At 72.1% G+C, this 25,380-nt stretch carries 15 protein-coding genes, 1 tRNA gene and 2 pseudogenes; 10 read left to right on the forward strand and 8 right to left on the reverse strand.

Annotated elements, in window-relative coordinates; genetic code table 11:
- Positions 1-34: 34 nt before the first annotated feature.
- From AB0K35_RS26300 to AB0K35_RS26310, 3 genes and pseudogenes are all read right to left on the reverse strand, one after another.
- On the reverse strand, positions 35-559 hold the full coding sequence (locus tag AB0K35_RS26300; protein WP_363888429.1) for a hypothetical protein: 525 nt from the start codon (positions 557-559) through the stop codon (positions 35-37).
- Between the two features lie 4 nt (positions 560-563).
- Positions 564-1,187 carry a hypothetical protein gene (locus tag AB0K35_RS26305; protein ID WP_363888431.1) on the reverse strand — a complete coding sequence of 208 codons (624 nt, stop codon included), beginning with the start codon at positions 1,185-1,187 and terminating at the stop codon, positions 564-566.
- An 893-nt stretch (positions 1,188-2,080) separates the two neighbouring features.
- Positions 2,081-2,253: pseudogene (locus tag AB0K35_RS26310) on the reverse strand (DUF5954 family protein); the annotation flags it as partial.
- A 238-nt stretch (positions 2,254-2,491) separates the two neighbouring features.
- Here AB0K35_RS26310 and AB0K35_RS26315 point away from each other — a divergent pair.
- Complete coding sequence (locus AB0K35_RS26315) at positions 2,492-4,009, forward strand: recombinase family protein (protein ID WP_363888434.1); 1,518 nt, start codon at positions 2,492-2,494, stop codon at positions 4,007-4,009.
- A gap of 2 nt (positions 4,010-4,011) precedes the next feature.
- Here AB0K35_RS26315 and AB0K35_RS26320 read toward each other — a convergent pair.
- A tRNA-Leu gene (locus AB0K35_RS26320) sits at positions 4,012-4,095 on the reverse strand.
- Between the two features lie 251 nt (positions 4,096-4,346).
- Between AB0K35_RS26320 and AB0K35_RS26325 the strand changes: the two are divergent.
- From AB0K35_RS26325 to AB0K35_RS26350, 6 genes and pseudogenes are all read left to right on the forward strand, one after another.
- Positions 4,347-4,745: pseudogene (locus AB0K35_RS26325) on the forward strand (tetratricopeptide repeat protein); the annotation flags it as partial.
- Between the two features lie 2,737 nt (positions 4,746-7,482).
- Positions 7,483-10,107, forward strand: coding sequence for a fibronectin type III domain-containing protein (locus AB0K35_RS26330; RefSeq protein WP_363888436.1), 2,625 nt, complete (start codon positions 7,483-7,485; stop codon positions 10,105-10,107).
- A gap of 27 nt (positions 10,108-10,134) precedes the next feature.
- Entirely contained in the window at positions 10,135-11,130 is a 996-nt protein-coding gene (locus tag AB0K35_RS26335) for a MoxR family ATPase (RefSeq protein ID WP_112583044.1), read from the forward strand.
- Positions 11,131-11,144: 14 nt separating this feature from the next.
- The gene (locus tag AB0K35_RS26340) at positions 11,145-12,317 is read left to right on the forward strand and encodes a DUF58 domain-containing protein (protein ID WP_363888439.1); all 1,173 of its coding nucleotides are present in this window, start codon (positions 11,145-11,147) and stop codon (positions 12,315-12,317) included.
- Positions 12,311-14,677, forward strand: coding sequence for a transglutaminaseTgpA domain-containing protein (locus tag AB0K35_RS26345; protein WP_238672559.1), 2,367 nt, complete (start codon positions 12,311-12,313; stop codon positions 14,675-14,677). The genes AB0K35_RS26340 and AB0K35_RS26345 overlap by 7 nt, the downstream gene beginning before the upstream one ends.
- Positions 14,678-14,913: 236 nt before the next feature.
- Positions 14,914-15,717, forward strand: coding sequence for a class I SAM-dependent methyltransferase (locus tag AB0K35_RS26350; RefSeq protein WP_363888443.1), 804 nt, complete (start codon positions 14,914-14,916; stop codon positions 15,715-15,717).
- 4 nt (positions 15,718-15,721) lie between these two features.
- On the opposite strand, the gene AB0K35_RS26355 is transcribed toward AB0K35_RS26350, so the two are convergent.
- On the reverse strand, positions 15,722-16,513 hold the full coding sequence (locus AB0K35_RS26355; protein ID WP_363888446.1) for an SDR family oxidoreductase: 792 nt from the start codon (positions 16,511-16,513) through the stop codon (positions 15,722-15,724).
- A complete protein-coding gene (locus AB0K35_RS26360; RefSeq protein WP_363888631.1) occupies positions 16,510-17,493 on the reverse strand; it encodes an LLM class F420-dependent oxidoreductase in 984 nt (327 codons plus the stop codon). The genes AB0K35_RS26355 and AB0K35_RS26360 overlap by 4 nt, the downstream gene beginning before the upstream one ends.
- A 154-nt stretch (positions 17,494-17,647) precedes the next feature.
- On the opposite strand from AB0K35_RS26360, the gene AB0K35_RS26365 reads away from it, so the two are divergent.
- Positions 17,648-18,868: a low temperature requirement protein A gene (locus AB0K35_RS26365; protein ID WP_363888449.1), complete on the forward strand. Its 1,221-nt coding sequence runs from the start codon at positions 17,648-17,650 to the stop codon at positions 18,866-18,868.
- Positions 18,869-18,915: 47 nt separating this feature from the next.
- Positions 18,916-19,779 carry a DUF1028 domain-containing protein gene (locus AB0K35_RS26370; protein WP_363888452.1) on the forward strand — a complete coding sequence of 288 codons (864 nt, stop codon included), beginning with the start codon at positions 18,916-18,918 and terminating at the stop codon, positions 19,777-19,779.
- 40 nt (positions 19,780-19,819) lie between these two features.
- Here AB0K35_RS26370 and AB0K35_RS26375 read toward each other — a convergent pair whose 3' ends face one another.
- Positions 19,820-20,707 carry a phosphatase PAP2 family protein gene (locus AB0K35_RS26375; protein WP_363888455.1) on the reverse strand — a complete coding sequence of 296 codons (888 nt, stop codon included), beginning with the start codon at positions 20,705-20,707 and terminating at the stop codon, positions 19,820-19,822.
- Between the two features lie 170 nt (positions 20,708-20,877).
- Between AB0K35_RS26375 and AB0K35_RS26380 the strand changes: the two genes are divergently transcribed.
- Positions 20,878-21,546 (forward strand): DUF3159 domain-containing protein, encoded by a 669-nt coding sequence (locus tag AB0K35_RS26380; protein ID WP_363888634.1) that lies wholly within the window; start codon positions 20,878-20,880, stop codon positions 21,544-21,546.
- Between the two features lie 340 nt (positions 21,547-21,886).
- On the opposite strand, the gene AB0K35_RS26385 is transcribed toward AB0K35_RS26380, so the two are convergent.
- Positions 21,887-24,793, reverse strand: coding sequence for a glycoside hydrolase family 48 protein (locus AB0K35_RS26385; protein ID WP_363888458.1), 2,907 nt, complete (start codon positions 24,791-24,793; stop codon positions 21,887-21,889).
- Positions 24,794-25,380 lie beyond the last annotated feature (587 nt).

Raw genomic sequence — 25,380 nt, forward strand, 5'->3', positions numbered from 1 at the left:
GCTGGGGCAAGTCGAACCAAGCCCCACGCGGGACTCACGTTGGCACCCGAAAGCCGCTGATCTCACGCGACTGAGCCAGCCACTGTACGGCCAGCCGGCGCGCCTCTTCCCGGGGTATTGGTGGCCTACGGCGGATCACCTTGGCCAGGCGCCGCACCGCGACGTCCTCCCACTGTTCCCGGAAGTCGTCGTCAGGAATTTCGATTAGGATCTTCGGCCGGTGCGGGTCGTGCTTCAGGCGGTCACCCGGGCGGCCGGGCTGCAAGTAGATAGCGCGGCTGTTGAGGGCACCGTCGACGACGATGCCCTCACCCTCGATGCTGAACATCAGTACCGCCCGGGCCTCGATCGGGCGAACGAACCACAGCGACAGAGAGACCAGGTCCTTATTTCGCTCAGCCTGCCCCCACCGATACGTGACGTCGCCGGGTGAGAGATGACTATGCAGGCGGACCAGTTCGTCGAGGTCAGGCCGGCTGGTGGTGTCGATAATGACCAACGGCACCATCCGGCCGTCAGCGGCCGGACCCGCAATCGACCCGTCCGCGACGACGGGCACGATGTCAGCGGGATTTACCGCTCGTCTCGTCGGCCGCTTGGTCGTCCGACGTTTGATCATGCTCCACCTCCCGCAGGACGGATGCGCTGACTGTCACGGCTATACCGCGGCTGTCCTGCAAGACCGCGTCGTAACGCTGGATGCCGGCACCGTGTGGGAACAGGCCGGCGGGTAGTTCGAAGGTCAGCCACCCGGCGACCGCGCCGTTGGACTCCAGACGCACAGGCAGGTCCAGCGCCGTCACGTCGCCCGGAAAATCATCTCCGGTAGTCCGGTGACCGACCTTGACCGTCATCGCGTGCCCGGTCGGCAACGTATAGGCGATGTGCAGCTCAGCGCCGACGATAGCCGCATCCCGGTCGGTGGGGTTGACTGCCAGGATCTTGATACCGACCCAGCGTGAGGCTCCTGAACGGCGCCACGATGCCGAGTCGGCAAGAGTGACATCCAGTCGGGCCGCCCGGCGCTCCTCTTGCTGCATCGATAACGCCAGGGCTCGCCGCGAGGTGTTGCGGTTGGACAGTGCGACCAGCATCGCCAGCAGTGCCACGGCTGCCGACGCCACGGGAAGCCACTGCGTCCAGCCGGTATCCGAAGACGCGGGCGGCTGGGCCAGAACCAGGAGCATGTGGCACAGAATGCCCGACAGCACACGCCCATGACACCGGATGATCGGCCGAGCCCACGACAGTGACGGCGGAAGCGGTGCCAGGAGCCGGCGGACTTCACGGAGATCACGGAGCAGCCAGCGGGTGACTGAGACTGACCACACCCCGCTACATGTAGTGCACGCCGGCTGTTACCGACGGGGGCGGAAGGCCCCACCTGCCGCCCTGATCATGTCCGCCCGATGCTCCGACTCAGAGCTTAGAAGCACGACGGCAAAGATGATCATTCCGGCCACAACTCCGGCCACGGGCGTGCCGACGATGATGAGGACAGTCCGCGGCGACAGGTTTTGAATGAATCCGAAATCCATAAGGTTCTCCTAGCTCTCGCCGAGCTGGAGCCACACAGGACTCAGCTCGGCCACCAATTTGGCCTGTTGGCTGAGGTCCTGCTCCGACTTAGCAGACGCCTTATTTTGCTCTGACCACGCGCTGTGTAGGTGCCGCTGCGTATTCGCTCGTGTTCCGTCTGGTCTTCTGTATAAATGGCTCGTCCGGTCGTCGGCACCGGACTTCGCCGCAAGCATTGACCAGAGGGTCAGACGCCACCCGAGGGGTGGCACTTGCCGAAAATCATACCCATCCGCAGGACCAACGGCTGCGAAGCACCCCGGCCGGCTGAGCAGTCAGTCGCCGAATCAGGTAGCGGGGATGCGTTGAGTGACGGCGACGTTGGTTCCCGCGCAGGCGCACTCTCGCCCGGGTCGACGAGTGCACTCGACCCGGCTGCGAGCAAAAACTGTGAGCTCCCGATCACGACATGAGTCGACGTGCAGCGATTCCACACCGACGTCAGCCGAATGGCTGCCAGCCCGACTGTGGATGATGCACGGCACGGAGTACACCAGTCAGATCAGTCTGGGTCGGGCATCAGCCCTTGGGCGCGGAGTTGGTGAACCTGCCGGGCGGGCGGATACGAGTCCCGGTCCGAGGGGCGCGGCCCTTCCGGCCCGTCCGGGCCCACCCGCACGAAGGTCTCGACTGGGTCACCCGGCACGGCACGCCCTGCACCTCGAAGTCGTTGCTGAAGCAGCACGTAACGTACCGACGGTCGGCTCGGTTGTCACGCTACGCCGTCCCGGCGCACCCCTCATTGAGTAGCTGGGCTGGCCGTCGGATCGCGTCTCGATCAATGTCCGTCACCCGGCCGGCCGGAGGCCGCCGATACCACCCGAAAGAGTGACAGAGCTGCATGGGCCAACCGCTCCTCATACTCTGGACGTGGGAACCAGGACGGGGTAGACCCACCGCTCGTGGAGGTCCTATGGCGACGAGGGCGACGGCAGACCCGGGACGGAGCACTCTTTCGTCCTGGGCCGCCGGGCAGCGGAGGCTACGGCCACAACGGTTCACCCCGGCTGCGGATGGACTGCGCTTCGCGTTCTATGGTCGGATGTCCACCGTCGCCTTTCAGGATCGGGCATCGTCGTGCCGGTGGCAGCGTAACTACGCCGGCGACCTGATCGCCGATCATGGCCGGATCGTGGTGGAGTTCTTCGACGAGGGCGTCTCCCGCCGTGTGCCCTGGCCGGACCGGCCGCAGGCGTCACGGCTGCTCGACGCCATGACTGATTCGACACGCGGGTTCGACGCGGTCGTCGTCGGGGAGTACGAGCGCGCCTTCCACGGCCAGCAGCTTGAACAGTTGACTCCCACCTTGCTCAGGCATGGCGTGCAGTTGTGGCTGCCGGAAACCTATGGGCCGGTGGACTTCGACAACCCCCGACAGCTGGCGTTGCTGGACCTGCTGGGTGTGCACTCCCAGCGGGAGGTGTCCCGGGCCCGGCATCGCACCACTGCGGCCATGCGCGCTCAGGCAGAGTTGCAGGGCCGACACCTTGGCGGCCGGCCACCCTACGGCTACCGGCTCGCCGACGCCGGCCCTCATCCGAACCGCGCCCACGCCGCCTGGGGACGGCGCCTGCACCGCTTGGAGCCCGACCCTGCCACCGCACCCCACGTCCGGTGGATCTTCGAGCAGCGGCTTGCCGGCCGGAGCGTGGCCAGCATCGCTCGCGCCCTCAACGACAACGGCGTCCTGTGCCCGTCCGGCGCCGACCCAGCGCGTAACCCCCACCGCAGCGGCCGCCAGTGGATGCTGACCACTGTCGCGGCGATCCTGGCCAACCCCCGTTACACCGGGCGGCAGGTCTGGAACCGTCAACGCACCGACCACGACGACATCGAACCGGACGGCACCATCACCAGACACCATGAGATCCAACGGTGGAGCGCCTCCACTGACTGGGTCATCTCCCGCGAGATCGCACATACTCCGCTGGTCAGCGAAGAACACTTCGTCGCCGTCCAGGCAATCCACAGCGCACCGACCCCAGCCGACGGCATCCCCCGCCGCTATGTGTTGGCCGGAGTGATCTGCTGCGGCGTGTGCGGCCGCGTCATGGACTCCCACTGGGTCCACGACCGCGCCGGCTACCGATGCCGACACGGCAACACCAGCACCCGACCCACCTCATCGAGACGACAGAAGACCCTCTACGTCCGAGAGGACCATCTCCTGGACAGGATTCGACACGATAGCTGCCTGCGTTGGCACCACCCGGCGATGCGCGACCAGGATCCAGACAGCGTCGCCGGCTACCTACGGCTCAACAACATGGTCATCGTCTGCGACCACGACACCTGGACCATCGAAACCGATACGGCGGTCTTCCCGCTCACCGCCCCGATGAGCGTCCTGTCCCGCACAGCAAAGATCCCCGCCCAGCGGGACGGGGATCGCTCGAAACGCGAAGAGAAATCACGCTTCGTGGGGAAATAATGTGTCCGAGGGGGGACTTGAACCCCCACACCCTATACGGGTACTAGCACCTCAAGCTAGCGCGTCTGCCATTCCGCCACCCGGACCTGCACGTTCAGCCTACCTTGCCGACCAGATGATCTTTCCATCCGGTGGTTGGCACTGTGGGCCGCACGGGGAGTTACTGTACACGCCGCTCGTGGATCATGCACATTGCCTTCCGGCGCCTCCCCCGGGCCGCTTCCGCCGCTGCGCAAGCCGCATCAAAACGGCCACTCCGGCACACCGTCGGAGCGTGTCCGGGTAGCGTCCGGCGGCCCTGTGACGGCAGCATTGCCACGTGTCCCATCCCTCCCCCCTGGCAGCCGCCCAGCACCGAGCCCTCGCCCTGCGCGCTGCGGGCGATCTCAGCGCCGCCCGGCAACTGCTCGCGGAGGCCGTCGAATCCGCTCCCCCGCCGTACGGTGCCGACCATCCCGAGGTGCTGCACACCGCGCATCTGCTGGCGCGGCTGCACCGGGAGGGGGACGATCCGCTCGCCGCCCGCCGGGTGTTGGAGGAGGCGTTCGCGGCGGGCGAGCGGCGCTGGGAGCACTCTGACCCGCTGATGCTCGCGCTGGCCTTCGAGCTCGCAGAGGTGGCGGAGGAACTCGGCAACCGGCACGAGGCCCGCCGCAACTACACCCGCGTCGCCACCGCCGGTCCCGCCGCGCTGGGGGAGAACCACCCGGCGGTACGCGCAGCCCGCGACTACCTCGGCCCACTCCCGTCGACGTCGGGCGAGCAGCACCCCACGCCGACACCCGGTCCGGTCCCGGTGACCGAGCCCGGTGCCCGGTCGGCGCTCTCCGGCCCCACCCTGTCGCTGGCGACCCTCGCCGCGATGCGGCCCTCCGCCGGTGGCCCGCCGCCCGCCGTCTCACCCTGGGCGCCGCAACCGCCGGCCGCACCCCGACAAACCCCTCCAGCGGTACGCGCACCAGCCATACCCACGTCGCCCGGCCACGCCACCCCGGCACCGGTCCCAGCCCCTCGGGCGACGCCCGTTCAGCCGGCAGCTTCCTCGATCGCGCCAGTCTCGATCGCGCCAGTGCAGCCCGGCCCGCCGACAGCCCCACCCAGACCCGCGACTCCGCCCCGCCCACGCGCCGACGCGCCACGGCCGGCGAATGCGATGCCACCCCGTCAACGTCCCGACGAGCAACCGTCCGGACCGGCCCGGCCAGCGGTGGGTCCGGTGCCCCGGCCGAGGGCTGAAGGCCCGCCGACGACGCCGGCCGCGCAGGGGTCACCAGACCGACCGCCGTCCGGGCCGGCCGTGGCACCACGTCAACGGGTGGGTGACCACGCGACACCGGCGGTGCCGGCACCTCGCTGGGACAACCCCACGATCCAGGTACGGCAGATCGAGCCACTGCTCGCCGAGGAAGCCGCCCGAGCCGTCGACCGGCCAACCGCGCCGAGCGAATCGCACAATGTGTCCGGCGCCGAGGCGTCATCATCGGGCAGGCCCTCTCCTACCGTTGGCCAGCCGGGGCCGGCGTACCCGGTGAGCGGACCACCGACCCAGCCCATCGGCGCCCCGCCGGTGACCCCGCCTCCGATTTCCGCGCCCCCCAGCCAGCCGTATCCGGTCTCGGGACCACCGGCGCAGCCGTACCCGGTCTCCGCACCACCCGGCCCCGCATCGCCCGGCCATGCTCAACCCGTGTCCGGACCACCCGGGCACACCTACCCCGTGTCCGGGCCCCCCGGCTACGGCCAGCCCGTGTCCGCACCGCCCGGGCACACCTACCCGGTGTCCGGGCCCCCCGGCTACGCCCAGCCGGTGTCCGGACCACCCGGGCACACCTACCCCGTGTCCGCGCCCCCCGGCTACGCCCAACCCGTGTCCGGACCACCCGGGCACACCTACCCGGTGTCCGCGCCGCCGGGTTTCGGGCCGCCCGCCTCGGGGCCGCCGTACGGACCACCAGTCTCCGCGCCTCCGGTGAGCGCGCCACCCGTGCCGCCCTGGGGGTTGACCGCGCCGCCCTGGAGCAGCAGCGCCCCATCACAGCCCCTGCCCACTCCAGGCACCGACTCCCCCGCACAGACCACCACGCCTACGCCGACCACGACGCCTACGCCGACCACGACGCCTACGCCGACCACGGCGGCTGCGGAGGCCGGCACCGCTGGGCAGCACACGCCCGCTGGGCAGCACACGCCCCCTGGGCAGACCAAGCCCGTCGGGCAGCACACGCCCCCTGGGCAGACCAAGCCCGTCGGGCAGCACACGCCCAGCGCGCAGACCATGATGGACGCGGGCGGCACCGGTGCGGACGGTGATTCCGGGCTGGGCATCCTCGACGCCCCGGTGGTGCCGCCCCAGCGGGCCCCGAGCACGATGTCCGACCAGACCGTGGTGCTGCCGTCCGTTCCGGCGGATGGCAGCCCGGCTGCGAGCGAGGCCAGTCTGGGCTGGCGAGCCGCGGCCCAGCCCGCTCCAACGGTCACCCCGGCAGGCACCGTCGTCGCGCAAACGCACCTCACGGCCGCCCAGGCACACCCGAGCATCGCTCAGGCGATCCCGATGGCCGGGCAGTCGAGCCCCGTCGCGCAGCCGGTCTGGTCACCGGGCGTCGGCGCGGACCCGACGCTGGTGCCGCCGGCCGCACCGCCGCCGGCCCAGCATTACCACCACCAGCCACCCCCGGCCCCGTACCCGACCCAGGACCAACACCAGGCCCCGTACCCGACCCACGACCAGCACCAGGCGCCGTACCCGGGTCAGCAGTACCACCCGGTCCCGGACGCGTACCGGGCGGCGTACGCCGATGATGGTGGGTCGACGGGCCGCAACCGGGCGGCGGTGATCGGCGCGGTCGTGGCGGCCGGGGTGGCCGTCGTGGCGGTGGCGGGCCTGGGTGCGGTGATGCTGACCCGCGACGATCCGCCGCCGGCCGGGACCGCGCCGACGGCGGCGGCGCCGACGGCTGCCGGGCTTCCGCCGGGCGACCTGAAGCTGCGCGACGATTCGGCCACGATCACGTTGACCTGGACGGACCCGACCGGTGGCGCGGTGCCGTTCATGGTCGCCGCCGGGCGGACCGGGCAGGCCCTGGGCGTGATCGCCACGGTGGACCCGGGCCGGACCAGCTACACGGTCAACGGATTGAACTCCCGAGTGGATCACTGTTTCACCGTGTTGGCGGTCTACTCCACTGACAGCTTTGCGACTTCCGCGCAGGTCTGCACCGCGCGGGAGCGCCAAGCCACACCAAGTGGGGAGCCCTCCGGCCGACCGTCGCCGCGCTGAGCCGAGCCGGAACCGCGCCGAGGCGAGCGGAAACCGGGCTGAGCTGGAGGTCCACAACGCACACTCTCGGTATCCACAGGGGTGACGGTGCGGGTTCCCCCGCCACCACCAGCGCCATATGATGGCACCCGGCTCAGGGCAGGGGTCACCGGAAGGCGCGCCACCTGCCACGACTCAGGGGAGGCAGCCGGCTGTGGCCAGCATCGACGACGCCGTACCGACCGAGGCCCCCCGCTCCCGGTCACGGCTGCGCGGCGGGCTGGTGACCGTCGGCACGGTGGCCGCGCTGCTGGCCGCCATGGGGTTGACAGTCCTCGGGTTGGGTGCGGCGGACAACGCGGTGGCCAACTACGACGCGAGTTCCTGGCTGTGGAGCGCGGCGCGCAGCGAGCTGGCCCGGGTCAACGGGGTCACCGCCCGGGTGGACACCCGCACCGAGATCCCCGGTGCCCGGCAGCACCCGATGCAGATCACCCAGACCGACCGGCTGCTGATCCTGCGGGACCTTCAAACCGGGCAGATCAGCTCACTGGATCTGGCCACCCTCCAGCTCAGCGCGACCACCCGGACCACCCCTGGCCTGGGCGTCAGTGTGGCCCTGCACGAGGACTCGGCGTTCGTCGTCGACGCCGTGCAGGGCATCGTGCGCCAGCTCGACCCGCGATCGTTGACCCCGGTCGGCGAGCCGGTGCGCTATCCGCCGGGCATCGCCGGCGGCACCTTCGACGGAAAGGGTCGACTCTGGATCGCGGTGCCCAGCCAGGGCACCGTCTCGGCGATCACCGCCGCCAAGCTGCCGTCCGCGCCGGCTTCGGCCGCGCCTGCGGGCGCCGGGCTCAGCCCGCAGCGGGTCGAGTCGTACGACGTCGCCGACGCCAGCCACGAGCTGGTGGTCTCCACCCTGGACGACGGGGTGGCGGTGCTCGACCGCACGGCCGGGAAGCTGGTGCGGGTGCAGCGCGGTGAGGTGCACCCGACGGCGCTGACGCTGTCCGGCCCGGCGGCGCTGCCCGCGCGCACCAGCGGCCCACGGGTGCCGGTCACGGTGACCGCCGACCGGCGGGTGCTGCTGGTGGGTGACGGTGGGCAGGAGAGCGCGTTCACGGTGCCGGGTGAGGGGGATCGGCTCAGCGCGGCGGTGGCCTGGGCGAACCGCTTCTACTGCGCCGACGAGGCCACTGGCACCATCTACTCCTTCGACGCGGCGGGTCAGCTGGTCGAGACCATCCGCGGGCGGGCCAACGGGCCGCTGGAGCTGGAGGTCCGGGAGAACCACCTGTTCATCAACTCCCCCGACGCGGCGACCGCCCGGGTCGTGGACGACAAGCACCAGGTGCGTGAGGTCAACAAGTACGCCAACGACGTGCTCGGCGGTGACTCGCCGCCGGTTCCCCCGCCGCCGCCTCCGCCGAAGAAGCCGCGGGTGGGCAAGCCGAGCGCGCCGCGCAGCGTCACCGCAGCCGCCGGCAACGCCCAGGCGCGGGTGAGTTGGCGGCCGGCCGCCGCCAACGGCGCCGAGATCATCAAGTACGTGGTGCAGGGCGCCGGGCAGCGCCTGGAGGTGGGCGCCAACCAGCGTGCTGTGGAGGTGAAGGGTCTGACCAACGGCGAGACGTACCGCTTCGCGGTGCACGCCGTCAACGCCAAGGGCGACGGCCCGCCGCGCAACAGCAACCCGGTGACGCCGACCGCCGCGGTGCCCGATCCACCCGCGAGCGTCACCGCGCAGGAACGGCCGGACGGCACGGTGCTGGTCAAGTGGCCGGCGGCGAACGGGCAGGGCAACACCATCGCGAGGTACGCGGTGACTGCCAGTTCGGCGGGGACGAACGCCCCGGCGGGCGAGTCGACGAAGACGGAACTGGTGGTGCCCGCCGGTGAGTTGGAGTTCGGCACCCAGTACGCGTTCACGGTGGTGGCTGTCAACAGCAAGGGCGCCGGGTCGGCGGCGTCCCCGGTCAGCAACACCGTGGTGCCCTTCGCGGCGCCCGGTCGACCGCTCAACCTGCGCGCCGGCACCGTCGCCAACCAGCCGGGCGCGGTGACGGTGCAGTGGGCGCCGGCCGAGGCCAACGGTCGGCCGGTGACGAAGTACCTGGTGGACGTCGGTGGGCGGGTCAGCGAGGTGACGGACACCCGTACGACCGTCACCGGGCTGGGCAACGGCCAGAACGTCACGGTGAAGGTGAAGGCGGTGAACGAGGCGGGGCCGGGCCCGGAGGCCACCGCCACCGCCCGCACGGTGGCGGAGCCACGCGTCACTGTGACCGGCTCGTCGTCGACGGCGACCGGGGCGACTGTCACGTTCACAGTGGACGCCGGTGGCGGGCAGGCCACCTGCACGCTGACCACGACGGGCGAAGCGGCGAAGGCCGGGGCGTGCTCCAGCATCACGATGACGGGCCTGACGCCGGGCACGAATTACACGTTCACTGTGACAGCGAGCAACGCCGCCGGTAAGGGCACCGCGAAGAAGGCGCAGGCCACCCAGCCGCTGTTCGGGATCGCGACCTGCCGCAACGGAGCGTCCGGGCCCGAGTCGACCTACTGCGACAGGGACGTGAGCGGCCGCAACGGTAATGAGATCTTCTCGGTAGCCCGGCAGGACAACGACAAGCAGGTGGGCTGGGCGAAGCCGGGCCGCCGGTTGCAGGCGTACTGCAAAAAGTCGGGCGAAGAGGTGTACGCCTACATCTACAACAGTCACAAGCGCAGCACCTGGTGGGTGCAGGTGAACTACGAGGGGAAGAACTACATCCCCTGGGCCTGGCTCAACCTGGAGGGCGGCGACAACATCAACGTCCTGCCCACCTGCTGAACCACCAGGCGAGGAGCACCACCGACAGTGAACACCCACGAGCCGCTCACCCAACCGGAGGTGCAGGGTTTCGCCGCCCTGGCCGCCCGGCTGGCCGAGAACGTCAACGCGGTGGTGCTCGGCAAGCCGCAGGTGGTGCGGTTGGCGCTGACCGCGCTCTTCGCCCAGGGTCACGTGCTGCTGGAGGACGTGCCAGGGGTCGGTAAGACGACCCTGGCGCGGGCCATCGCCGCCACTGTGAAGGGCGAGTGGCGGCGCATCCAGTTCACGCCCGACCTGCTCCCCTCGGACGTGTCCGGTGTGACGATCTTCAACCAGGCGACCCGGGACTTCGAGTTCCACCCGGGGCCGGTCTTCGCCAACATCGTCATCGCCGACGAGATCAACCGGGCGTCGCCGAAGACCCAGTCGGCGCTGCTGGAGGTGATGGAGGAACGGACCGTCACTGTGGACGGGGTCCGGCACCCGGTGCCGTCGCCGTTCCTGGTGGTGGCCACGCAGAACCCGGTGGAGATGGACGGCACCTACCGGCTGCCCGAGGCGCAGTTGGACCGGTTCCTGGTGAAGCTCTCCGTCGGGTACCCGGACGAGGCGGTCGAGGTGGAGGTGCTGCGCGGCGCGACAGTGCGCTCCCCCGAGGCGCTCGCCCCGGTCACCGACACCGCCACCGTCGGGGAGATGGTCCGGATGGCCCGCCGGGTGCACATCGCCGAGCCGCTCTACGCGTACGCGGTCCGGTTGGCGGCGGCCACCCGCACCCACCCGCAGGTGCGCGTCGGGGTCAGCCCCCGGGGAGTGATCGCGTTGACCCGGGCGGCGTGCGCGTACGCGCTGATCGACGGGCGGGGTTGGATCATGCCGGAGGATCTGAAGGCGCTCGTCGAGGCGGTGTTCGCGCACCGGTTGCTGCTCACCCCGGACGCCCAGGTGCGCGGGATGACCCCCGCGGAGGTGCTGCGCCAGGCCGTCGCCTCGGTGCCGGTGCCGCTGCCGTCGGGGCAACCCGCTCCGGTGCAGGGCTGACCGGCAGCAGCGCGATGGGGATCACCGCCCGCGGGGTCGGGCTGCTCGTCGCCGCCGTGGCGCTGCTGGGGGTGGGTTTCCGGTTCGCGTACCCCGAGTTGACGCTGCTCGGCGCGGCGGCCGGCGCGGCCGTCGGCTACGCGGCGTTGGTCGCGGCCTGGCGGCCCCGGCTGACGGTGACCCGACGCGCGGACCCGGACCGGGTGGCGCGCGGCGAGCCGGCGAGCATGACGTTGACAGTGCGCAACACCGGGCGGCTGCGCTCGGCGAATTTGCTGGCCGAGGACCGGTGCGGAGGGCGGACGGTGCCGGTGCCGGTGCTGCGCCTGCGCCCCGGCCGGGACACCGAGGTCCGCTACGACGTGCCGACCGACCGTCGTGGGGTGGTGCCGGTCGGTCCGCTGCGGGTGACCCGACGCGACCCGCTGGGGTTGGTGGCGTTGGCCCGCCCGTACGGTGCGGCGGTGCCGGTCTGGGTGCACCCCCGGATCCATCCGCTGACGGCGGTGCCCCGAGGCTCGGGGCGCAGCCTCGACGGCCGGGTGGACGGGGTTCCGCACGGGTCGATCACGTTCGACTCGCTACGGGAGTACGTGGTTGGCGACGAGCTGCGCCGGGTGCACTGGCGCACCAGCGCCAGGGTGGGTGAGCTGATGGTGCGGGAGAACGTGGACACCAGCCTGCCGCGCCTGGTGGTGCTGTTGGACAACCGTGCCGCCGCGCACCCGCAGCGGGTCGGCGGGGTGGCGGAGTCGTTCGAGTCGGCCTGCGAGGCGGCGGCGTCGGTCGTCACCGCGGCGCACCGCGCCGACCTGCCGGTGCTGTTGCTGTTGGCCGCCGCGGAACCGGCGGAGGTGACGACGCCCGACGGTGACGCCGACGGCGCGCTCGGGCCGCTGGACCGGCTCGCCGCCGCCGACCTGTCCGCCGACGGCGACGCGGTGCGGGCGGCCACCACCCGGCTGCGGCAGGACCGGCTCGGCGACACCCTGATCTTCCTGACCGGGCCGGGTGGCCGGGCCGAGCTGGGGCACGTGGGGGCGCTGCGCGGGGCGTACCCGTCGGTGGTGGTCGGGGTGTTCGGCGCGGCGGAGCCGACGCCGCCGGGCACCGCCGGCCTGGTGATCGTCGACGCGGCCGACGGCGCGCAGTTCGCCGCCGAGTGGGACGGGGTACGCCGGTGGTGACGGTCGCCGTGCGGGTGCTGCGGGCGGCGGTCCTGCCGCTGGCGTTGATCGGGCTGACGGCGCTCGCCGGGGTCGTGCTCGGCCGGGTGTACGCCGGTGGCCTGCTGACCTGGCTGGTCGTCGGCGCGGCGGCGGGTTCGGTGCTGGTCAGCGTGGCGGCCCGGCGGCTGCCGTCCTGGCTGGTGGCGCCGGTGTCGGTGGCCGCGATGGCTGGCTGGACACTGTGGTCGCTGCGGCTGGCCGCGACCCGCGCGCAGTTGCCAGGTGGCCTGTTGGAGGTCACCGCGGACGCCGCCCGCAACGGCATCCCCCGGTTGCTCACCGCGATGATCCCGGTGGAACCCACCCCGGACACCGTGCTGGTGCCTGTCGTCGCGGCCTGGCTGGCCGGGCTGACCGGCGCGGAGGTGGCGCTGCGCACCGGTCGGGTGCTGCTGGGTTACCTGCCGGCGGCGGGGCTCTACGCCGCCGCCCTCTATGTGGTCGGCCCGAACGCCGAACCGGCGCTGGGGTCGACGGTGGTGTTCGTCGCTGTCGCGGCCCTCGGCCTGGCGACTCCCACCCGGACCGCGCCCGACGGTGGGGATCCGAGCGCCGAACTGGCCCCCCGGGTACGGGCGGCGGTGCGACTGCGCCTGGCCACCAGCGCGGCGCTCGGGGTGGCGGTGGTGGTCGGGCTGGTGGCCTTGCTCGGCCCGGTCGTCGCGGAGCAGGTCGACGGGCGGCCGGTGGACCCGCGCCGGTACGTGGAGCCGCCGCAGGTGCAGACGCTTGACGAGAACCCGTTGATCCGGATCTCCGGCTGGGCGCTGCACCCGGAGCAGAAGCTCCTCGACGTGAGCACCGAACGCCCCGACGCGCCGCCCGCCGACGCCCCGCCGGAGGCCGACCCGACGGCGGACACCGCGCGCAGTGTGCGGATCCGGTTGGCGGTGCTCAGCGACTACGACGGGGTGACCTGGCGGGTCGGCGCGACGTACCGCAACGCCGGACGGATCCTGCCGGCCGCGACCGCGGCCCGCGACAGCACTGTGCAGACGGTCCGGCAGCAGATCAGCGTGGCCGAGTTGAGCGGTCGGCTGCTGCCAGCGGTGGCGACGCCCCGGGAGGTCAGTGGGGCGCGGGTGGCGTACGACCCGGCGAGCGGAACGCTGATCCGGCCGGAGGGGCTGACGCCGGGGCTGCGGTACTCGGTCACCTCCGCCGAGGAACGGCCGGACGCGAACCTGTTGGCCAGCGCGAACGTGCCCGCCGGCGACGAGGTGGCCCGGGTGCTGCGGGTCGCCGACGGGGTGCCCGACCCGATGCGCCGGCTGGCCACCCAACTCGCTGAGGAGAACGGCGCGCCGTTCGCGCGGGCATTGGCGATCGAGCAGTTCCTGGCCGAGCACTACCGGGTGGTGGCGGACGCCCCGAGCGGGCACGCGTACCCGAATCTGGGGTTCTTCCTGTTCGGGCCCCGCAACGGCGGCGGCCAGGAGGGCACCTCGGAGCAGTTCGCGGCGTCCTTCGCGGTCCTCGGTCGGCTCTCCGGGCTGCCCACGCGGGTGGTGGTGGGCTTTCGGACCAGCGGGCAGGGGCCGGTGCTGGCCGGTGACGCGTACGCCTGGCCGGAGGTGCTCTTCGACGGGCTGGGGTGGGTGGCGTTCGACCCGCTGCCCCGCCCCGATGACGAGCCGAGACCGGTGGAGGAGGATTTCCGCCCGACGCCGGAGGACCCTCCGCCGTCGGAGGCGCCAGCGCCGACAGCGGAGCCGAGCGCCTCACCGGAGCCGGCGGACGCCGCCGACGCCCCGCCCGGCCCGGACGGGGTCTCCACGCCGGTGCTGGTCGCCGGCGGCAGCGGCGGTCTGCTGCTGGTGGTGGGGGCACTCCTGCTCACCCTGTTGGCGATGCGCCGTTCCCTCACCCGCAGCCGGCTCGTGCGGGGCGACCCCGGTCAGCGCATCGCCGGCGCCTGGCGGGAGGTCACCGACGCGCTCCGGCTGGCCGGCAGACCGGTCGGTGACGACCTGGCCGCCACCGAGATCGCCGGGCACGCCCGCCGGACCCTCGCCGACGCCCGCCTCGGCCGAACCGGAGGCAGCGCGCCCGATGAGCCCGCCGAGCCGGTCACCGTCGCACCCACCGTCGGCACAGCGGGGGCAGACGCATCCGGCCCGGCGGTCGACGAGTTGGCGGCCCTGCTCAATCAGGTGGGCTTCGCCCCCGCCGCCGCTACTCCCGAGCAGGCGGCTAGGGCCGCCGAGGTGGCCACCGCCTACGTGGCCACCCTGCGCTCGGCCCGCCCCTGGTGGCGCCGTCTGCTCTGGTCGGTGCACCCCACTCCGCTGCGCCGCGCCCGCCGCTCCCCTCGATGAGCAGGCGCACGGCGGAAACACCGACGGTCGGCTCCTCCCCCGCGCAGGGGAGTGCGGTCCGCCGCTGGGGGATCCCCGCGTCCTTCATCCTGTGAACTACTCGAAGACCAACTGCCGACCACTGTGGAGCGTTGATGAGCCCGCACTATGACCGCCACCCGCCAGCGGTAGTGACCGGCCAGCTCGGCGCGTGAAATCAGGTGGCCCGTGCGCCGCACACCGTTGACCATCAGAGCGTGGATCAGCATTCGAGCGACATCGTCGACTACTACACGCAGCGCTACCGCGAAGACCAGCGGCTCACCGCCCGCCCACAGGCGCGACTGGAGTGGATCCGCACGACGCAGCTCCTGCGGGATCTCCTACCCGGCCCTGGTGCCCGGGTGCTGGACATCGGTGGGGGCACGGGCGAGTACGCACGGGCCCTCGTCTCCGCCGGCTACCAGGTCCGCCTCGTCGATCTGGTGCCCAGCCACGTCGCGCAGGCCCGCGGTGGGCACCCTCCGGTCGAGGCACAGGTGGCCGACGCGCGTGCGCTTCCCGACGCCGACGACGTATACGACGCCGCGCTGCTGCTGGGCCCGCTCTATCACCTGGTACGCAGCGCCGATCGGCTCCAGGCGCTCCGCGAGGCGGTCCGGGTGACCCGCCCCGGCGGTCTCGTCGTGGCCGCCGTCATCTCCCGCTTCGCCGGCCCGTTGGACTTCGCGGCCACCGGACGACTCGACGAACGGCTGCTCGACGAGGCCAGGGCGCTGCTGAGCGACGGTGTCAACGATCCGCGGATCGGGTTCACCCACGCCTACTTCCACCGGATCGAGGAGATCACCGACGAGTGCGCGGCGGCGGGGCTGACCGATGTCGTCGTACACGGGGTGGAGGGTCCGGCATGGACGGCGGCGGAGGCGGCGGCGGACGGGCCGGCGCGGGACGCTGTCTTCGCCGCGGCGTTGGACCTGGCCAGGCTCTACAGCAGCGAGCCGGCGCTGATCGGTTCCAGCGCTCATCTCCTGGCCGTGGGGCGCGTTCCGATGCGGTAGCGGGTCAGGCGGTCAGCCGGCGGATGAGTTTGCGCATGCCGGCCTGCCACCCGTCCGGGTCCTCGGCCCGACGGCGCGCGTAGTCGGCTACCTCGGGGTGCGGCAGGATCAGGAACCTCTCCTCGGCCAGCCCGGCGATGGTCGCTTCGGCGACCTGGTCCGGGGTGAGCACCGCACCGGACGCGGCGACCACCCGGGCGCCGAGGTGACCCTCGGCGAGCCCGTCGGCGAGCATCGGGGTGTCCACCCCCTGCGGGCACAGCGCGCTGACCCGGATGCCCCGGTCCCGGTAGGTGATGGCCAGCCACTCCGCGAACCCCACCGAAGCGTGTTTCGTCGTCGTGTACGCGGCGTCGCCGACCGCTGTCAGCACACCGGCCGCGGAGCAGGTGTGCAGCAGGTGCCCGCCGCCCCGGGCGAGCATTCCGGGCAGCACCGCGCGCGCGGAGTAGACGTGGGCCAGCACGTTGACCCGCCAGGAGCGGTCCCAGCCGGCGTCGTCGACCTCCACGCCCCCGCCGGTGGTCAGCCCCGCGTTGGCGCAGAACAGGTCGATCCGGCCGTACCGCTGCTCGGTGTCGGCGACCAGCGCGCGGACCTGCTCCTCGTCGGTGACGTCGAGGGCGCGGGCGTGCGCGACCGGGCCGATGCCCTCGGCCACCGCGCGGGCCGCGTCAGCGTCCAGGTCGGCGACCACCACGGCGGCGGCCCCCTCGGCGGCGAACCGGCGCGACAGCGCCGCGCCGATGCCGCCGGCCCCGCCGGTGACCACCACGATCCGGTCGGTGAGGTTCACGCGGACGCCTCCACGACGTTGGTGCCCAACCGGGCGATGAGGCTGAGCAGCGCTGTCGCGCCGCCGGCGGTGACCTCGGGGGTGGGCAGCAGCGCGACGATCGGCACGTCCACCCCATTGTCGGCGTAGCGGCGCACCTCGGCGCGGCACCGCTCCGCGGAGCCGTGCAGCACCAACGCGTCGACCACGTCGTCGGGCACCGCCGCGTTGGCGCCACGCCGGTCACCGGCGGCCCAGGCCGCCCACATGGGCGCGAGCGCCTCGTCACGGCCGAGCCAGCGGTGGAACTCGGCGTACGCTCCGACGGTGAGGTAGCTGGTGATGAGCCGACGGCCCAGCGCCCGGGCGTACGCGGCGTCCTCGGTGGGGCAGACGAAGATCCGGGCGGCGACCTCGAAGCCGGCCCGGCGCTCGCCCAGCTCGGCGAGGGCGCGCGGCACGTCGTCGGCGCTGAGCCAGTTGAGGATGACCCCGTCGGCTTCCGCACCGGCCAGCCGGAGCATCCCCGGGCGCAGCGCGGCGAGCAGGATCGCCGGCGGCACCGCCGGCGGTCGTTCCAGCGTGAACCGGCGGACGGCGAACGTGTCGTAGACCTCGTCGACTGTCTCGCCGGCCAGCGCGGCGCGCAGGAAACGCAGCACGTCGCGGGTGCGGCGGAACGGCTCGTCGAACGGCACCGCGTTCCAGTCCCGTACCAGCACGGGTGAGGACGCGCCGATGCCGAGCGAGAACCGACCCGGCGCGGCTTCGGCCAGCGTCGCCGCGCTCATCGCCAGCAACCCGGGGCCCCGGGTGAAGACCGGTGTGATCGCGGTGCCGAGCCGCAGGCCGGGCTGCCAGGCCGCGGCCAGCGCCAGTGGGGTGAACGCGTCGGTCCCGGCGACCTCTGACGACCAGACGTCGGTGAACCCGGCTCGGTCGAGGGCCGCGTAGGCCGCGTCGTGCTGCGCCAGCGCGATCCCGCTCAGCGGCACCGTCATGCCCCATCGATTCGTCACCGGTCGATCGTGCCCGTTGACGCGGGCCCGAGCAAGATCCCTGGGTTGGGCAGAATCGCCGGTTTCCGCCAGTGCGCCCGAGCACCGGGTGCTACGACTTCGTGGTGGACCGGACCGACGGCGCAGGCCGCTGACCATGGGTTCCAGGGCAGCGGGACACCTGGAACCGGTCCCGGCGGCGGCCGCGCCCGGCCGGGCGACGTTCCTGGAACTCTTCTTCGATCTGGTGTTCGTCTTCGCGCTGACCCGGATCTCGGCGCGCGCGTTCGAGGACCTGACCCAGGACCCGGGCCGGGAGCACGGCTGGGCGACGATCACCGGCGGCGGCAAGACACTGCTGTTGCTGCTGGCGCTCTGGGCTGTCTGGCAGGGCACCGCGTGGACGACCAGCCGGTACGACCCGTACCGGGTGCCGTTGCAGACCGTGGTGCTCACCGCGCTGGTGTGCAGCATGGTGATGGGGGTGGCCATCCCCCGGGCGTTCAGCGAGACCGCGCTGATGTTCGCTGTGGCGTACGTCGTCGCGCAGGTGACCCGGCCGGTGATCCTGTCGATCGTGCTCGGGCCGCACCCGTACCGCCGGTTGAAGGTGCGCATGGCGGTGATCTTCGCCGTCAGCGGCGTGCTCTGGATCAGCGGCGCGATGATGTCCACCAACGCTCAGGTGCTGCTCTGGTCGGCGGCGCTGCTCACCGAGTACCTGGCTGCCCGCTGTGGCTGGCCGGTGCCCGGCCTGGGTCGTTCGACGATCTCCAAGTGGGAGATCGCCGGGGAACATCTGGCCGAGCGGTACCAGCAGTTCTTCCTCGTCGCGCTGGGCGAGACGATCCTGGTGGCGGGTTTCTCGTACAGCCGGGGGCCGTACGAGAAGGGTCACGCCTGGGCGTTCGCGCTGGCGTTGGCCACCTCGATCATGCTGTGGCGCATCTACGTGCAGCGGGCCGGGAGGATCCTGGGCGAGGCGGTGATGAAGGCCCGCCACCCCGCCACCATCGGCCGGTCGGCGGCCGACACCCACCTGGTGATGGTGATCGGTCTCGCTGCCACGGCGATCGGGTACGAGCTGATCATCGATCATCCGTTGGAGCGGATCGCGGGACCGTGGCTGGCCATGGTGCTCGGTGGGCCGGCCCTGTTCCTGGCCGGCCGGGCCCGCCTGGAGTACGAGGTGTTCGGGCGGGTCTCCCCGTCCCGGTGGGTCGCCCTCACGGTGCTGTTGGCGTCGTCGGTGCCGCTGCTGCACCTGCCCGGCGTGATCGCGACAGCGGCCGCGGTGCTGGTGCTGGGCGGGGTCGCGGTGGCCGACGCCCGGCGGGCCCACGGCGCCCCGCCGGAGGCCGCCACGCCGCCGTTCTGAGCCTCGCACGTCGATGTCGCGTCGGCGTGGACGGTTACTCTCGGCCGGTGACCTTCTCGCTCGTTGCCCGCTCCGCCGACGGCCGCCTGCACGGCGTGGCCGTCGCCAGCAAGTTCCTCGCCGCCGGGGCGCTGGTGCCGGCCGCCGCCGCCGAGGTGGGCGCGCTGGCCACCCAGGCGCACGTCAATATCGCCTACCGACCGCAGGGCCTCACCCTGTTGCGCACCGGGGTGGCCGCCGCCGACGTGGTGGCCGGGCTGGTCGCCGCCGACCCCGAGCGGGAGCACCGTCAGCTCGGCGTGGTGGGGGCAACCGGCGCGGGCGCCACCTGGACCGGGCCGGCCTGCCACCAGTGGGCCGGCGGGCGGACCGGCGACGGCTGGGCCGCGCAGGGCAACGTGCTCACCGGCCCGGAGGTCGTCGACGCCCTCGGCGAGGCCTGGCTGGCGGGAACGGCGCTGCCCTTCGCCGAGCGGCTGGTCGCCGCGCTGCGGGCCGGCGACGAGGCCGGTGGCGACCGGCGTGGCCGGCAGAGCGCCGGCCTGCTCGTGGTCGAGCGCGGCGGCGGGTACGGCGGCACCAGCGACGTGGTGGTGGACCTGCGCGTGGACGACCACCCCGACCCGGTCGCCGAGCTGGGTCGCCTGCTCGCTGTGCACACCATGCTGTTCGGCCGGCCCGACCCGGCCACCCTGCTCGACCTGAGCGGCGCGGTCGCCGCCGAGGTGGCGGCGTTGCTCGGCGCGCTGGGCCATCCGGTGCACGAGGACGGCACCGAAGCGGCGTTGATCTCCTGGGCCGGTTTGGAGAACCTGGAGGAGCGGCTGGTGCCGGGGCGGATCGACCCGGTGGTGCTGACACACCTGCGCGGTGTCGCCCCGCACGTCCCCGCACCCCGCGCCGCGAGCTGACCCCGGCCGTCCCCACGCGAGGCGGCTGAGCCGGGCTGGCTCAGCCCTTGACCCGGGGCACCAGCCGGTGCACGACGGTGAGCGCCAACGCCATCACCACCGCCATCGTGCCGGCGATCCCGGCGGCGCTGCCCGCGTACCCGACGAACAGGGGACGGCGGGCCAGCTCCTCCGGCCCGGTGTCGCGCAGGTCGAGCAGCCAGGACAGGGAGATCCCGCAGGCCACCAGGGCGAGTACACCGCCGAGCCCGAGCACCAGCGCCGCGATCCGGTGCGCGTCGCCGGGGGCGATCTCGGCCTGCTCCCGCTGGGTGACCAGCAGCAGCAACCCGGCCAACGCCGCCCACACGCCGACCACGAGGTACGCGGCGACGGCGTCGCTGGGTCGGTGCCAGCCGGCGGAGAGGGTGGCGACCCCGGCGACGGCGGCGTAGGCGGCGCCGATGAAGGCACCGGCGGCCCGCACCTTGCGCGGCAGCACGAGCATCAGCGCGACCGCCACCGAGGCGGCCACCGTGGCGTGCCCGCTCGGAAGGCTGTTGCCCACCGCGGCGCGTTCCGGGTCGACACCGAAGTCGGGCCGGCTCAGCCCGTACTTGAGCAGCTGGGTCGTGACGTTCGCTCCGGCGATCAGCAGGGTCGCGGTGATCGCCAGGGCGATCCGCCCCCGGATCAGCGCGATGAACCCGATCGTCGCGGTGGCGGCCAGCAGCGAGACCACCGACATCGCGTTGAGGATCCGGTCGACCGGACCCTCAATGGTGTCCTGCCCGATCCGGTTGCCGGTGAGGGCGACTGTGTCCACCCACTGACCGATCTCAAGGTGCACGGCCACCCGCCACACGGCGAGGAAGGCGGCCGCCTGGACGAGGGCCAGTACGACCAACCAGACCGCGGTCCAACCCCGTGCCGTCGCGCGCATCCGCACACCGTAGCGGCAGGTGTCGGCGCTCCGACCGGTGGCCCGCCGCCAATCGCCGGTTAGGTTGTGCCGGAGGCGAGGAGGCGGTCGTGAGCGGAACACCGGAGCGCGACAGCGGCCCGGCCGAACCCGGCGCGGAGCAGCGTGAAGGCGACAACCCGGGGTCGGGAGGGCCGGTGCGGGCCGGCGTCGACACCGGTCCGGGTGGGCCGGCGCGGGCCGAGTCGCTGACGGATCTGCTGGGCGGGCGACGCGGCGCCATCGATGCGACAGTGCCGCCGCTGGCGTTCGCGGCGGGCTGGCTGCTGGGTGGCGAGTCGCTGTGGGGCGGCGTTGGTGCGGCGCTGGCCGCGGGGGCGGTGGTGACCGGCGTACGGCTGCGCCGGGGTGACCGGCCGCGCTCGGTGCTGATCGGACTGCTGGCCGTCTGCGTCGCGGCGTTGATCGCGGTACGCACCGGCCGGGCCGAGAACTTCTTCCTGATCCAGGTGCTGTCGAACGCCGCGAGCGCTCTGGCGTGGACGGTCAGCATCGTGGTGCGGTGGCCACTGCTCGGTGTGCTGGTTGGCGCGGTGCTGGGCCAGCGGGCCGGTTGGCGGCGCGACCCGGTGCTGCTGCGCGGCTACGGCCGGGCCAGTTGGGTGTGGACGGCTACCTACCTGCTGCGGCTGGCCGTGTTCGTGCCGCTCTACCTGGGTGGGCAGGTGCTCGCGCTGGTGGTGGCCCGGGTGGCGCTGACCTGGCCGCTGGTCGCCGCGGCGCTGGCGCTGAGCTGGGTGGTGCTGCGGCGCTCGCTGCCGGCCGGGCACCCGGGGCTGCGTCACCCGGTCGCGCCGCCTCGCTGAAACCGGCCCCGCGCGGCCCGACTCGGGGCGGGGAGGCGGCCGGACTCGGGGCAAAAAAGTGGAGAGGCCGCCACGGGGGGAGCGGCCTCTCCGGTGACGTACGTTACTCCGTCACGGACCTCGGTGTGATCCCGCGACGGCCCGAATTTCTGGGCTTTTTCGCGGCTGGCTCCAGTCCGGGCGGTGGGGTGGGCCAGCCGATCCGCTGCGTCGGCCAGATGGCCGGCCCACCCCGGCCTGACCGTGGGTGTCAGGCCGTCCCGCCAGCCCGGGTCCGTCGTTCCCCGGACCCGGGCCGGATCCCGGGGTGGGCGGTCCACGCCACCCACCCCGGGTCGTCTCAGCCGTTCGGGAACATGCTGCCGTAGTCGGCGTACGCCATGGCGACGTCAGCCTGCGCCCAGAACCGGTGGTAGTTGAACTCGGGCTCCGCACCACCGTTGAGGTACGCCTGCACCTTGGGCCAGTCCGGGTCGTTCTTGTAGAAGGACCGGATGTCGAGGAAGCTCTTGCCGGCGGCGATGGTGTCACCGTTCGGCATCTTCCCGGTCCAACCCGACGGGACGTAGAGGCCCTGCCCGGTGGACGCGTTGTAGACGTCGTCGAAGCGCCGGTAGTCGCCACGCTTCTCGGTGGTGGAGACACCCTTGGCGTCGCTGGCGGCCGACAGCGCGTCGAGCAGCCCCTTGGCGGTGTCCTTCGCCGCCACGTTGCCCGACTTGGCCGCGTACGCGATCAGGATCCGGGCGTAGGCGGCGGTGACGCCGACGTCCTGACCCTTGCTGATGACCTCGACGTGCAGGCCGGTGTTGGGCTGCGGGTTGGACGGGTTCCAGGTGGTCGGCTGACCGGTCCACGCCATGTCCGACGGGATCGACCAGTTGGTGCCGAGGGTGGTGTTGGCGATCGCCCAGGGAACCCACTTGTCCAGCAGCGCCTTGGCCTTCGCGTTGCCGGTCTGCTGGTACAGCTCGGCGATGCGCTGCATCGACCAGGCCTGCATGCCGAACCACTGGTTCGACGGCGGGTCGTTGTAGACCGGGTCGACGTCGTAGAACATGCCGTAGAAGGTGCTGGTGCCGGCCGGCGGCTGGGCGTAGCTACCGTCCCAGCTGTTGGTGGCGCCACCGGCGATGCCGCCCTCGGCGGACTGCAACCAGGTGTAGAACTCCAGCTGCCGCTCGAAGCTCTTGGTCCAGTCGGCGACAGCTGTCGACGACTGTGGCTTGAGCTCCGGGGTGTTGGTCAGCGCCCAGGCCGCGAACGGGTTCTGGTAGCCGAAGTGGTTGTGGCTGGAGCCGATCCGCCAGGACCAGTTCTGGCTGGCGTCGTACGCGCCGCCCCAGGCGTAGTACCAGGACAGCAGGTAGTGCGCCGAGTCCTTGCCGCTGCCGGCGGGGCAGGTGCTGGCCCCGACGCAGTTGCCGATCTTCTTGAAGTACTTGTCGAACATCGCGTACCGCAGGTAGTCGCCCATCTTGGCGGCCTTGGTGATGGTGGCGGCGACGTCGGCCTGCTTGTTCTGCGCCTTGGACCAGGTCAGCGCCCAGTACGCGGCCTGCACGGCGCGGGCGTCGGCGTCCGGGGCGTTCGTGTACTTCCACTGCTTGGCGGGGGCGCCGGTGTCCTTGACGAACAGGTCGAGGTAGCCGTACTGACCGCCGTGCTTGAAGGTGTCGCAGGAGGGCTGCGGGACGGTCTCCCACACCGACTCCTGGGTGCCCCGCTGGAAGGTGTTGATGTAGGCCGGCTTGGTGGTGCCGTCACCGCAGTGGCCGAAGCCGTAGGTGTTGTCGACGTCCATCAGCCAGTGCATGCCGTAGATGTCGCCGGTGCCGTAGGTGGACTGCAACTCCGAGCGGAGCGGGTCCTGGCCGACCGAGATGTTCGGGTTCAGCGCCGACGGGTACTGGCTGGGCAGGTTGTACTCCGCGGCGTACTGCGGGGTGCCCGCGGAGCCGGCGGTCGGCTGGTCGGCGTGCGTGGGGATGATGTACTTCTCCATCACCGTCCAGGCGTTGTTGAACGGGGCCCAGTTCTGGGTGACCTTGCCGTAGTAGGCCTCCAGCCAGAGCCAGAAGCTGAACGCCTCCGAGGTGGTCTCGTGGCCGTGGTCGGGCGCCTCGACGATCAGCGTCTCCACCGAGTGGTACGGCACGCCCTCCGGGCTGAAGTAGCCCGAGTTCTTGATCTTGCCGTACTGCTCGAGGAACTTGGCGGTGTAGGCGTTGTCGCCGCCGGGGGTGTCGTTGTCGATCTCGGTGGCGCTGACCGCCAGGGAAGCGAGACCGGTGGCGGAGGCGGTGATGGTGGCGGCGCCACCGACGGTGTCGGCGTCCTCCGCCGCGGCGACGGTGACGGTGACCCCGGTGTTCCAGTTGCTCGGGGTCAGCGTGGCGGTGGCCGGCGAGACCGTGACGTCGGTGTCACCGCTGCGGGTGAGGGTGACCGGCACGTTGGCCGTCGGGGCGGCGCTGAGCTTCAGGTTGAAGGTGGCGCTGCCACCCTCGGCGACGCTCACAGCGGACGGGGTGGCGACAAGTGTCGGACCGCTGGCGGCCCCGACGGTGAACGCCTTCTCGTCGACCCCGATGCCGTTGGCGTTGTCGTACGCCTTGGCCTGGACGGTGTAGCTGCCGGCCGGCAGGTCCTCCTGGGTGTACGCGTACGGAGCGGAGGTGTCGGTGTTGATCAGCAGGCCGTTGCGGTAGAACTCGACCTTGCTGATCGTCCCGTCCGGGTCGCTGGCGGTGGCCGTCAGCGGCACGTCGGCCGGCGCGGTGAACGGCCCGGTCGGCAGACCGAGGGAGACCGTCGGCGGCCGGTTGGCCGGGGTGCCGTTGCAGGGGGTGCCGTTGAGGGTGAACGAGGTGGGCTTCGGGTTGCTGCCCGAGTGGGCGCCGTTGAAGCCGATGGTGGTGGAGGCCCCGGTGGCAAGGTTGCCGTTGTACGACTCGTTGGTCGCGGTGACCTCGCTGCCGGTCTGGCTGAATCTGGCCGACCAGCCCTGGGTGACCCGCTGACCGCTGGTCGGGAAGGTCCACTTGAGCGTCCAGTTGCTCACCGGGTCACCCAGGTTCTTGATGGTGACGTTCGCGGTGAAGCCGGTGTTCCAGTCGTTGGTCGCGTAGACCACGTCACAGGCGGGTGCGGCCTGTGCGGCGCCGGCAGGCAGGGTCACCCCGCCGATGGCGAGCAGCGCGGCGGCGGCGAGCGCCACGCGCCGGCGTATTGCCAGTTGTCTCATGTGCGCGGTGTCTCCTCGGACCAGGCCGGGATGGTCCCCGGCGAGGCGCCTGCCCGCGAGGGTGGTGGTGGTCCGCGGGGATGTCGAGGCGCCGGGAAGGTGGTCGTGCCCGGGCCCGGCCGGGGTAGGGCGTGCGGCCCGCACGGGAGGGGGTCCCGCCGGCTGCGCTCGGGTGACCGTGACCGGAGCTGGTGCTGCCGGTTGCCCTCGGTGGACCCGCACTCACGCGATCTGGCTCCTGTCGCGTCGAATCGACAGTGTGCCATGGAAGCGCTCCCACAACAAGCGCACGGAGCGCCGGATCAGCTCCTTGTTTCGATCTCGTTTTGGGTCTTTCACAAAGGCGTGACGGGCGTTACAGTCGCAACATCGGTCGATGGGAGCGCTTCCATCGACAAGGTTCCAACAAGAAGATCGCTGGGGTCGTTTCTGACGGGCCCAGGGAACCAGACCGAGGGCCGACGACGGGCCAGCCCGGACGCCGTCGTCAGCCATCGTCCCACCACAGGGAGGGAGGTGGAACCAGAGCCACTCGCGTGGCCCGGCTCCCGCGCGACACGCACGGCAGGACCCAAATCTCGCCCGTG

The sequence above is a fragment of the Micromonospora sp. NPDC053740 genome (genome assembly GCF_040677775.1).
GTDB classification, from domain to species: domain Bacteria; phylum Actinomycetota; class Actinomycetes; order Mycobacteriales; family Micromonosporaceae; genus Micromonospora; species Micromonospora alfalfae.

Excerpts from the sequence above, each read along its gene's own strand:
- AB0K35_RS26305 (WP_363888431.1), bottom strand. The coding sequence starts at position 1,187 with ATGCTCCTGGTTCTGGCCCAGCCGCCCGCGTCTTCGGATACCGGCTGG.
- AB0K35_RS26315 (WP_363888434.1), top strand. The coding sequence starts at position 2,492 with ATGGCGACGAGGGCGACGGCAGACCCGGGACGGAGCACTCTTTCGTCC.
- AB0K35_RS26340 (WP_363888439.1), top strand. The coding sequence starts at position 11,145 with ATGGGGATCACCGCCCGCGGGGTCGGGCTGCTCGTCGCCGCCGTGGCG.
- AB0K35_RS26360 (WP_363888631.1), bottom strand. The coding sequence starts at position 17,493 with ATGACGGTGCCGCTGAGCGGGATCGCGCTGGCGCAGCACGACGCGGCC.
- AB0K35_RS26365 (WP_363888449.1), top strand. The coding sequence starts at position 17,648 with ATGGGTTCCAGGGCAGCGGGACACCTGGAACCGGTCCCGGCGGCGGCC.
- AB0K35_RS26385 (WP_363888458.1), bottom strand. The coding sequence starts at position 24,793 with ATGAGACAACTGGCAATACGCCGGCGCGTGGCGCTCGCCGCCGCCGCG.